Source organism: Chitinophaga sp. (assembly GCF_035538455.1).
Classification (GTDB): Bacteria; Bacteroidota; Bacteroidia; order Chitinophagales; family Chitinophagaceae; genus Chitinophaga.
Window position 1 is genome coordinate 1 of the sequence record NZ_DATLKJ010000147.1, and the last position, 11,944, is coordinate 11,944.

At 47.6% G+C, this 11,944-nt stretch carries 5 protein-coding genes; 4 read left to right on the forward strand and 1 reads right to left on the reverse strand.

The features are described from left to right. The 4 genes from VM802_RS17510 to VM802_RS17525 all read left to right on the forward strand — a co-directional run. Positions 1-223 (forward strand): DUF6377 domain-containing protein (locus VM802_RS17510; RefSeq protein ID WP_325532845.1); only part of this gene is annotated, 223 nt, incomplete at its 5' end. 398 nt (positions 224-621) lie between these two features. Further along, complete coding sequence (locus VM802_RS17515; protein ID WP_325532847.1) at positions 622-3,573, forward strand: SusC/RagA family TonB-linked outer membrane protein; 2,952 nt, start codon at positions 622-624, stop codon at positions 3,571-3,573. 1,164 nt (positions 3,574-4,737) lie between these two features. Then, a complete protein-coding gene (locus VM802_RS32505; protein WP_524537096.1) occupies positions 4,738-5,157 on the forward strand; it encodes a RagB/SusD family nutrient uptake outer membrane protein in 420 nt (139 codons plus the stop codon). Between the two features lie 225 nt (positions 5,158-5,382). Beyond that, a complete protein-coding gene (locus tag VM802_RS17525; protein ID WP_325532851.1) occupies positions 5,383-7,830 on the forward strand; it encodes a glycoside hydrolase family 31 protein in 2,448 nt (815 codons plus the stop codon). 69 nt (positions 7,831-7,899) lie between these two features. On the opposite strand, the gene VM802_RS17530 is transcribed toward VM802_RS17525, so the two are convergent. After that, positions 7,900-11,808, reverse strand: coding sequence for a glycosyl hydrolase family 18 protein (locus tag VM802_RS17530; protein ID WP_325532853.1), 3,909 nt, complete (start codon positions 11,806-11,808; stop codon positions 7,900-7,902). Positions 11,809-11,944 lie beyond the last annotated feature (136 nt).

Below are 11,944 nucleotides of genomic sequence, written 5' to 3' on the forward strand. Positions count from 1 at the left end.
TGACAAAGAGAACCAGGTGATGTTGAAGGAAAATGAACTGTTGAATACCGATATCCGGATCTTCGCCCTCATTCGTATAGGCATCTCCGATAATGAAAAAATCGCCCGCATACTCGAATATTCTGTCAACACTATCTACGCTTACAAAACGAAGATCAAGAAAAGATCAACAGTACCAAATGAGGAGTTTGAAGACAGAATTATGTCGATAAAGGCTTTATAAAACGACTTAATCCATCAATATATCTAAAAAATATATTTGTTTGTAAATGATTAATTTTCAGACAGATACTGTTCAATCTGGTTTATATTACCCAAATATTTTCTATATTTAGATTGTATTAATTGTTCACCTGACCATAGCTTTTTTACTTTGACAAAAAGTACGCATTAAAACCAAAATACTATCTGAGAAACTGTTTAACAGACAATTAAACCGGCCTTGAGCCACCCACGTTTGAACTGGTGATTATGTCCACGTTGTTAAAAATGTTGAGCATGCCTCTACACATACAGCGCATCTGCCTGTTCACTTGACTATTTATGTTCACGTAACTATTTATTTAAATCTAAATCCACGGTAAAACAGAACAGTCCTTTCACTGCTCAAAAATCCACTTTATGAACAAATTGCGACTATTTAAAAATCTTTTTCTGTGCACCCTGCTGTTGATACAGGGTTTTGTAATGGCCCAGAACCGGACCATTACAGGTAAAGTTACAGATAGCCAGGGCGCCGCTATCCCCGGGGCCACTATCCAGATAAAAGGCACAAAAAGCGGAACAACTGCCGATGCAGATGGCAATTTTAAATTATCCCTACCTACGTCAGCCAACACATTGATCATTTCATTCATGGGGCAGAAGACCCAGGAAGTGAATGTAGCCAATCAGACAACCGTCAACATTAAACTGGAAGCGGAGAATACCACGCTCACTGACGTAGTGGTAGTAGGTTATGGTACCACCCGCAAAAAAGATATTACCGGCGCTATCGCCCAGGTAAAAGCAGGCGATTTCAACAAAGGTATTACTACAGCACCCGACCAGCTGATACAGGGTAAGGTATCTGGTCTCATGGTGGTAAACAACAGCGGCGCTCCCGGTGCTGCCACTACAGTGCGCATCAGGGGCGTATCATCCGTACGTTCCGGCAACCAGCCGCTCTATGTAGTGGATGGTGTTCCACTGGATGGCCGTGTAGCACGTCCGTCCCTCAACGTAGGCGGGCTGGGACAAACTCCCGATGCCAATCCTCTTAACTTCATCAACTCCAGCGATATCGCCTCCATGGACATCCTCAAAGATGCTTCCGCCACAGCAATCTATGGTTCCCGTGGCGCAAACGGCGTTATCATCATCTCAACAAAGAAAGGCACTCCCGGCCCAACACGCCTGGATGTGAACTACTCCATTGGCATGAGCAACATCATGAAAAGACTCAATGTACTCGATGCAGATGAATACCGCGCAGCACTCAAACAATACAACCTCACGGGCGGCGACTTCGGCTCCAGCTCCAACGGCATGAACTCCATCCTCAGAACCGGCATTACCCATAATGTAGGGGTGGCTATGAGTGGCGGCAATGAAACCAGCCGTTACCGTGCCTCTTTCGGTATGCAGGATCAGCAGGGTATTGTAAAGAAGACCGGACTGAAGAAATATACCGCCACCCTCAACGGGCAGAATAAATTCCTGGATAGCAAACAGTTAGGCATCGATTATAACATCATGGCAGCGCAGACAACAGAGCAACTGGCGCCCATCACCAACGATGCCGGCTTCACAGGAAGTCTCGTAGGTCAGGCGCTCCAATGGAACCCAACCATGCCCATCTACAATGCTGACGGCTCATTGAATATACTTCCTGCAGGTAAGGCAGTGAACCCTGCCGCTATGTCTGAGGCATACAACGATAAAGCCAATATCAGCTATATACTCGCCAGCGTGTCACCGTTCTTCAAGTTCAACGACAACTGGGAATACCGCATGACATACAGTGTCAACCACCAGGTAGGCCAGCGACGCACTTCAGTAGCGTCATTTATCAACCTCAATGACGTCATTGGCAAAGGATCCGCTGCTTACAATACTGCGGAGCTGAACACCCAGTTGCTCAACGGTTTTGTAACCTACAACAAGCAACTCAATTCTTCCTTCAACCTGAATGCAATGGTGGGTTATGAATACCAGAAATTCAACTACTCCGGTGTGAACGTAAACGCTGTTGGCTTCCCAACCTACGCCATCGACTATACGGATATCCTGCAGGCTCCCGCACAGGCTAACACACACCTCAGCTCCTTCCGTAACCCCTCATCAGAACTACAGTCATTCTTTGGCAGGGTAACACTCAACCTGAAAGATAGGTACATCTTTACAGGAACCATGAGGGCTGACGGCTCCAGCAAGTTCGGTTCCAACAACAAATACGGATACTTCCCCTCATTTGCAGCCAGCTGGAATATCACGAAGGAAGAGTTCATGAAAGGTGGTACCTTTTTCGATAACCTGGCATTACGTGTAGGCTATGGCGTTACCGGTAACCAGGAATTTCCCGCCGGGGCATCACAAGCACAATATGGCATTGGCTCCGGCGGTTCTGCCAGCCTGATCAACGTAGCCAACCCCGACCTGAAATGGGAAACCTCCAAGCAGTTCAATGCCGGTGTCGACTTCTCTATACTCAACAACAGACTGTCTGGTACAGTAGACTACTTCTATAAAAACACCACTAACCTGCTGTTCAGCTTCCCGGCCATCCAGCCGGCGCCAGCCTCCAACTACTGGATCAACCTGCCGGGTAAAGTGGTGAACAATGGTGTGGAAGTAGCATTGAAAGGCGTAATCATCAACAATAAAGACTTCACCTGGAATATGGGTGTTAACGGAACCTTCCTGCATAATGAGCTGAAAGGCTATAGCGGTCCTCCGGTGATCACAGGTGCTATCAACGGTCAGGGCGTGTCTGGCGCCACCTCACAGCGGCTGGCCAACGGTTATCCGCTCAACACCTTCTACCTGCGCAAGTTCATCGGCTTTGATGATAAAGGCCAGAGCGTATATGCAGACAATGGTGAAAAACTGTACTACCTCACTAACCCCAACCCTAAAGTATTGCTGGGTGTCAATACAGAGTTGATATACAAAAAATGGAGCCTCGCAGCCAGCGGTCATGGCGCCTTTGGCTTCCAGGTGTACAACAACACCGCCAACACCGTACTGCCTATAGGTAACCTGGGATCTGTGAATATCGCCAAATCATTACTGGGCAATGGCGAAGCGCTCACAAATGCTCCTTCTGCCTCTTCCCGCTACCTGGAAAACGGCAGCTTCTTCAAACTGGATAACGTTACGCTCACTTACAACATCGGCAATGTAGGCAAAGTGCTGAAAAATGCCGCTGTATACGTAACCGGACAGAATCTTTTCGTCATCACCAAATATACCGGCTTCGATCCTGAAGTGAATACAGATAAAAATGTGAATGGTGTTACCTCTTTTGGTATTGAGTACTCACCATACCCAACTGCCAGGACATTTATGTTCGGCCTGTTGTTCTCTTTATAATCTTTATTCACCTAAAACTGAACTATCATGACTTACAATATATTCCGATCAGCACTGGTTGTAGCTGCCTGTGTAGGTTTCACGGCATGCAGCCTGAATGAAAAGCTGGGAGACGCCCTCGTGAGAAAGGATGCAGATTCTATCATCAAAGCGCCGCAGCTGTTGCAGAATGCCTATAATAATCTTCAGTATGCCTATCAGGACTTTTCGCAAACCTGGGGCATGAGCGAAATGTCAACGGATGAAGCGCTCGGGCCCACACGCGGTAAAGACTGGGATGACAACGGCGTATGGCGCGAACTCCATGAACATAAATGGACGCCGGATCACGCACATATCAACAACTCCTTCAAAGGCCTATTGTTACTGCAATTCAGCGCTACCAACGTACTGAACTTCCGCCCAAATCCCGGTCAGGAAGCAGAAGCGCGTTTCCTCAGAGCATTGTCTATTTTCTCAGTACTGGATCTCTATGGCCAGGTGCCGTTCAGAAACCCAACAGATACGTTGCTCAATGCTCCCAAAGTGATGAAGCCGGCAGAAGCTATTGAGTTCATGAAATCTGAGTTGACTGCAGTGACTCCCAATCTTGGCAATATGCCAGCTACACAGGCATACGTAGCCAATAAGGATGCAGCTCGTTTTCTGCTGATGAAGTTGTACCTCAACAAAGGTGCATTCCTCAACAGGCAGGCGCCTACATTTGATGCTGCTGACATGCAGGAGATCATCAAACTGGCTGATCAGATTACTGCAAGTGGTTATAAACTGGCTGATAACTATTACGACAACTTCGCCCGGGATAACGATGTGAAGTCCACAGAAAACATCTTCACACAGCAGAACGGGCCAGGGTTCAGTACCTCACGTCTGCCTTCCGCCAACAACGTATTCTGCCGCTGGATGTGTACTCTGCACTATAGCCAGAGACCCAGCGGATGGAATGGCTTTACTACCCTGTCTGATTTCTATGATAAATATGAACCAACAGATAAGCGTTTAGGCGGGTTTTATTCAGGCGTAACAGACACGAGTGGACTAAAAGTGGGCTTCCTCATTGGGCAGCAATATGATCAGAACGGCAATAAAATACTGGACAGAAGCGGCCGCCCGCTGATATTTACAAGGGAAGTGCAATTACGGGCAACCGGCGACCAGGTGGAAATGTCCGGCATCAGGGTAGTAAAATATCCTCCAGATTTTCTGACCACCAAATCAACATCAGAAAACGGCAATGATGCCAGCAATGATTTCGTTTTCTTCCGTTATGCAGACGTACTGCTGATGAAAGCAGAAGCATTGTTGAGAACAGGCAATGCTCCCGCAGCGTTGCTGCTGGTTAACCAGATCAGACTCAAACGCGGTGCAACTCCTCTTGCAGCACTTGATCTTAACTCCTTACTGGATGAAAGAGGCCGTGAACTGTACTGGGAAGGATGGAGAAGACAAGACCTCATTCGTTTTGGTAAATTCCTGCAGCCTTGGCAGCTGAAACCTACAGACGATCCGAAGTATCTGCTGTTCCCCATCCCAACAAGTGATCTGGCAGTTAATAAAAACCTGGTCCAAAACCCGGGCTACTAAAAATTTAGGGATTTTCTTATTTCGTTATTTAGATATTTTAAATGCAGCGAAGATGATGTTGTGTCATTTATAAATATTGATCTTCATTGCATTTCAAATATCTAAATAACGAAATAAAAATCCCCAGACACCTCAAACCCTCCACCATAAACTGTTTCAAGAGCTTATCCGTTCCGCATCAGCAGAACGGCAGGGGGAATTTTTTCTAAAAAATTATCTCAGCGCATGATCAAAAAAATTCTGCCGCTATGCTTCCTCACGATCTGCTCCGCACTGGTGGCCCGCAGTCAGGTGAAGAAAATTGGCAAAGTGAATAAAGTAAGCATTTCCGGTCAGCAGGTGAAGTTCGAAGCTGAAAACGCATTTGCAGAAGTAACGGTATATAGTCCTGCTGTTATCAGGGTAAGAATGGACCAACATCCACTGGCAACCGACTTCTCCTATGCCGTGGTAAGCAAACCAGCCACCGCAAAAGTGCAGGTAACACAGGATAATGAAGAGGTAAGGATCGTTACAGATTCCCTGCAGATGAGCATTTCAAAAGCGCCGTTTGCGGTACACTTTTTTACCCCTGCAGGAGAAATGATCAATGAAGATGAACCAGGACTAACCACCTCCTGGATCGGAGAGGCAGTGGCCACCTATAAGAAGATGCAGGAAGGCGAACGGTTTATGGGCCTGGGAGAGAAAACGGGCAACCTCGACCGCAAAGGGGAAGGCTATACAAACTGGAACTCCGATGTATTCGGATACGCCACCAATCGTGATCCGATCTATTCTACCATACCATTCTACGTCGGTATTCATCATCATCTTAATTACGGTATCTTCTTCGATAATACCTTCCAGAGTGATTTCAATTTCGGCGCCAGTAACAATCGGTTTTCTTCCTTCGGCGCCAGGGGAGGAGAGATGAATTATTATTTCATCTACCACCAGCAGATGAAAGACATTATTGCTTCTTATACACAGCTTACCGGCCGTATGCCCATGCCTCCGCTGTGGAGCCTCGGCTATCAGCAGAACCGCTACAGCTATTACCCGGATACAGAAGTAATGCGCATCGCACAAACCCTCCGTGAAAAGAAGATCCCCGCCGATGGTATCACGCTGGACATCCATTACATGGACGCCTACAAACTCTTTACCTGGAACAAAGAGCGCTTCCCGAATCCATCTCAGCTTACCAGTCGCCTGAAAGATATGGGCTTCCGTGTAACGGTGATCGTAGACCCGGGTATTAAAGTAGAACCAGGCTACGCTGCCTATGAAAATGGTAAACAGGAAAATATCTTCATCAAATACAACGACGGGCAGAATTATACCGGCCAGGTATGGCCTGGCTGGTGCCATTTCCCGGACTTTACCAGCCCCAAAGGACGGAGCTGGTGGAAAGGACAGATAAAATCGTATATCCGTGAAGGTGTGAGCGGCATATGGAATGATATGAATGAAATTGCCACCTGGGGGCAGAAGATGCCGGACAATGTACTGTTCGATTATGAAGGTCATCCTGTTACACATCTCCAGGCGCATAACATTTATGGCTTGCAGATGGTACGTGCCAGCTATGAAGGCGCACGGGAAGAGTTGAAGAAACGTCCCTTCCTGCTTACACGTGCAGCCTATGCCGGTAGTCAGCGCTACAGCGCCCTGTGGACAGGCGACAACCGCGCTGAAGATGATCACATGCTCCTGGGCATCCGGCTCATGAACAGTCTGGGGGTAAGCGGCATGGCCTTCACCGGCATGGACATTGGCGGGTTCACCGGCAATCCCTCTGTAGCCCTCTATACACGCTGGATGCAGATAGGCGCATTCATTCCCTACTTCAGAAATCATACCGGCGTAAACACCAAATCTGCGGAGCCCTGGGCCTTTGGTGAAGAAGCACTGGAAATATCCCGTAATTACATCAACCTGCGTTACCGCTTGCTGCCGTATCTCTACAGCACCATGTATGAGGCTACCCGTACAGGCATGCCCGTTATGCGCACGCTTGCACTCAATAACACCTTTGACCCCAATGTGTATGATACCCGCTACCAGAACCAGTATGGCTTCGGCAGCGCCTTTATGATAGCGCCTTTCGAAAGCACGAAGGATTTCGGGAAAATATACTTCCCCGAAGGGCATTGGTATAACTTCTTTACAGATGCCATCACCAACGGGCAACAGGAAGTGATCACCGGACTGGATAATAAAACATTACCCGTGTTTATAAGAGAAAGCAGTATTATTCCAATGCAGTCACTCATACAATCCACCAATGAAAAGCCTTCAGATACGCTGCTGTTGCATATCTACAAAGGCGACAGGGTAAACAGTTTTGTTTATTATGAAGATGATGGAGAAAGCTTCGACAATGAGAAAGGAGCTTTTTACGAAAGGACTATTACCTACGATCCGTCATCCCAAAAAATTACGCTGGATAAAGTAAACGGAAACTATACTTCCAGATTTCGCTATATCAGGCTGATGCTGCATGGTTTTGGAGATCAGAAAAGTATAGCCATTAATGGTAATCCGCTGACTTTGCAAAGCGGCGCTTACGCTTTCCTGGCGCCAGTCTCCCGGTTCGATCCGCAGGGATCTTTCATCGCAGCAGAAAGTTGCCAGATACAGGAAGCCACCTTTGCCAACACCAATCAGTTTATCAACGTGGGTTTATAAAAAAAGAACGGCCCCCCTGGCTTAACCGGGGGGCCTTCTTATATATACCAGGGGTTTTCAATATCTGATTTATATTCTTACTATTCTTGCTGTATACACTTTCCTGGTGTTCTGACTTGTTATACGGATGATCCATGTACCTGCAGGAACCCTGCTAACATCCAATCTGATAGGCTGTGTCCCTTTAACTCCCGTTGTATAGATTTGCTGTAACACCGGTGCGCTACCTTTAAGATCTAGTACTTCAATTACCAGTCTGTCGCCTGAAGTTGCGTCCACCTGCACCTGTAAGAGAGAGCCGGATACCGGGTTCGGGTATACGTTGGCCGTTTCTTTCTGAGAAGCAGATGTAGTTTCAGTTGCCGTTGCTATCCGCGCAGCAGCAGAAGTACAATTGCGCACAAATTCCCATGGTTTTCCGTCGCCAGTGCTGATGTCAGGACGTTCGTTCTGAGTCCACCATTTGGCTTTATAGAGCTTGCTGTTGTATACGGCCTGCATACCACCTGTGTATACTGATGATGCAGACCATTCAGCGATACCGTTACATGTATTGGTACCACCGGTTACACTGATGCTTACTGCTGTAGATGTAGTAACAGCACCTTTATCATCTGTAGCTTTTGCAGTGAGGCTGTAAGTACCCGCTGCCACGTTGCTCCAGGTATATGCATAAGGCGCAACGCTATCTACGCCCAGCAGGGTATTGCCGTTATAGAATGCCACATTCTTCACTACGCCATCGCTGTCAGATGCTGTAGCCTGGATAGCCACAGATGCAGGTGCAGTAAAGGTAGCGTTGTTGGCGGGAGATGTGATTTTTACTACCGGCGGTTTGTTGCCTGAATTACTGTTTACAGTGATGCGTACCGCTGCAGATGTGGTAGTCGCGCCTTTATCATCTGTAGCTTTTGCTGTAAGGCTGTAAGTACCTGCTGCTACATTGCTCCAGGTATAGCTGTAAGGTGCTACGCTGTCTGTAGCCTGTAAAGTGGTACCGTTGTAGAACTGAACGCGTTTCACAGTACCATCGCTGTCAGTTGCAGTCGCCTGTACAGATACGGTTGCCGGCGCGGTGAAGGTAGCGTTGTTAGCAGGAGCAGTGATATTTACCACAGGAGGCTTGTTGCCAGGGTTGCTGCCACCGAAGAAATAGTCATAATAATTGGTAGCAAATTCATCATTATTGGCTTTATCCCAGTTCACGGACCAGGTCATGATACCGCGGAAATTAGGATAACCGGCCGGGTTACGCAGCTGATAAGCGCCGCCGAAAGTCTGGCCTTTGATCAGGTAATCCAATGCCTTCTTCACATTGGGAGGAGTAATGTATCCTCCGCCGGCAGCTCTTGAGCTGGCAGGTATACCAAATGCCACCTGGTCCTGACGCAGCGGCGGGAAGGTAAGGCTGGTACCGGACACAGTGAATCCTTTCATCAGCATTTCAGACATGGCAACAATGAAATCTGATGTGCCCTGGCTATAGATGCCGTTGTCAAGTCCTAACACAGAACCGGTATTATAGTATTGTGTTTGTATGAAAGTAAGCTCATTGCGCAGACCATGTACTACCGGCAGGTAAGCGCCTACCAGCGGGCCATAACCGGAACCAAATGCGGTTTGTACATAATAGGTTTCAGGCGCCATTGTGAGCCAGCAGTTCTTGCCCTTCCCTTTGCGGTAGGCAACTACTTCTTTCACTGCAGCGATCAGGTTTTTCACCTTCGGTGTAGTTGGGTTGGTGAAATCCTTGTCATTGTTATCCAGCTGAAGATTGGAGCCGCCTTCGATGTCAAGGTCAAATCCATCAAAGTCATACTGGTCAAGCAGCGCTTTCAGTGAAGTAATAAATGATTGTTTCTGTGCAGCTGTAGTGAGATCCAGTGAACCTGTTTCACCACCGATAGATAGCAGTACCTTCTTGCTATTTGCCTGCAGGTACTGAACATCTGCCAGGAACTGCGCAGGTGTTACGTTTTCAGGTACAAAGCTAACGGTAGCCTTGTCTGTGCCGGTTACGGCAAAGGCAATTTCAATTACGTTGTATTTCGGGTTGACGTCACGGAGAGGGATATACGGAGATGCATCTGTGGGCGAACCCCAGTTCTGCCAGTATCCTACTATCACTTTGCCCGTATCCTGTCCGCCTGGATTATTACCGGTAACCGTGAAGTTCACGATAGTAGAAGTAGTAGAGGCTCCTTTGTCGTCAGTGGCAATAGCTTTCACTGCGTAGGTGCCTGCTGATAAATTGTTCCAGGCATAACTGTAAGGAGCAGTACTATCGGTTCCGAGAAGAGCAGCTCCGTTGTAGAAGGCTACGCTTTTCACCACGCCATCTGAATCACTGGCAGCGGCCTGTATGGTAACACTGGCAGGCTCCGGATAGCTGGAGTTATTCGCGGGTGCAGTGATACTCACCTTGGGCGGAATATTGGTTGTACCACCGCCACTTGCAAACACTTCATTGATCTTATTCACCAGCGGATGGGTAGTATTGGGGCAAAAGATCAGTTTTCCTTTTGGTACGGTGCTGGATGTCATATTCGTCATGTCACCATATACCTGCCAGACGATCACACCCGCAAGATTGTTGTCTTTGATGTATTGCGCTTTGGCCGCAATAGAGCGTTCGTTATCATAGCTCAGGAAGAAACTGCCTTTGGTTTTATAAGGCACTTTTGCATTATCATCCCAGTGCTCAGTCCAGCCGGAACCTGCGCCGGTGCTATTAGTGATATAGGCAAAATTAGGTGTGCCATCCCATACATCTTTGGTCCAGTTGGTATAGTCAGCAGAGGTCTGAATAGGACCATCAGGCTGTACTGTTTCCGGACGCTTAACGGTGGGCACATTCACGTCTGCATTACCATTGGTGATCACGCCACGGCCATAGAAGGGAGCGCCTAACGTTACTTTACTCATGTTAACACCCAGTGCACGGATTCCCTTGGTGGTAGCATCAAGGGAGAAGTTGGGATACTCCTGTCCCGGATAATCGTACAACGGAGAGTTGTGCCCTGCTTTATTAGACCATCCACCATTATAGTCGTAGGTCATCATGTTATAATAGTTTATCACCTTGTCGATCCTTGCCCAGTCAAATCCCGGCAGCTTGCGGGTAGCAGCGGAGAAGCAACTGGTAATAAGTTTTGACGGACCGATGGCGGCTTTCACCTCTTCGAGCAGAATGGCAAAGTTAGTGTAGTCTGCTGTACTGTAATGTTCAATGTTCATACCGGCATCGTTAGGGTATTCCCAGTCGAAGTCGATACCATCAAAACCCAGGTTGATCAGGTCCTTACAGCCTGCAACAAATTTGGCACGTTTGGCCGGATCTGCGGCCATTTCAGGATAGTGCTTGCACATACTCCACCCGCCAATGGATGCCATTACTTTCACACCTTTCTGGTGTGCCAGCTCCAATACGCCGGGAGCGCCGCCCTGCTTGTGTATAGACAGCGGAAAGCTACCAGACTTGCCCGTGTTCACATTGGTCCATCCGCCGCCAGAGTTGCGGTAACCAAGCGAGTAGGCATAACTGTTATCCGGTATATTGTACAGGATATCCAGTTCTCCATACAGCAGGTACATATCCCAGCTGCTGTAAATGTCTTCATAAATCAGCGGGGCCGGGTCCTGCACTGCACCCACCTGCCAGATGTTTTTGTTGCGGTAATCGCCGCTGTGTAAAGAGCCATCTTTAGCAACACCAAAAAAAGAGAAATTGAGGATGGTGTACTGGGAATAATCCAGATTAAGTTGATTATACCCGCCGGCAGGAACAGTACCGGCTACATTTTTCCAGGCATCCCATTGTGTGATGTAACCTATCACTTGTTTGTTGTGTTGCTGGGTGGTGGCTGGCACCCGTGGACTCACCTGCGCCTGCAGGGCTCCACCAAATAATAACAGCATCAAACAACAGACGCATAGATAGCGGAGTGCTATGCCTCCCGAGGTAGATTTGGACTTCATAAAGGTTCAATTGTTGATAATGGTTAAGAAATACTATAACTAGTGCTCAGGTTAAAAAGGTTTTCAAGATCAGATCGAACGATGCTTAGCTAATTCTATTGGTGTCAGTTCAGTATCAGTTTGTCGGGTGCTATCA

What these genes read in the sequence shown, in the direction of transcription:
- VM802_RS17515 (WP_325532847.1), top strand. Translation starts at nt 622, where the DNA reads ATGAACAAATTGCGACTATTTAAAAATCTTTTTCTGTGCACCCTGCTG.
- VM802_RS32505 (WP_524537096.1), top strand. Translation starts at nt 4,738, where the DNA reads ATGTCCGGCATCAGGGTAGTAAAATATCCTCCAGATTTTCTGACCACC.
- VM802_RS17525 (WP_325532851.1), top strand. Translation starts at nt 5,383, where the DNA reads ATGATCAAAAAAATTCTGCCGCTATGCTTCCTCACGATCTGCTCCGCA.
- VM802_RS17530 (WP_325532853.1), bottom strand. Translation starts at nt 11,808, where the DNA reads ATGAAGTCCAAATCTACCTCGGGAGGCATAGCACTCCGCTATCTATGC.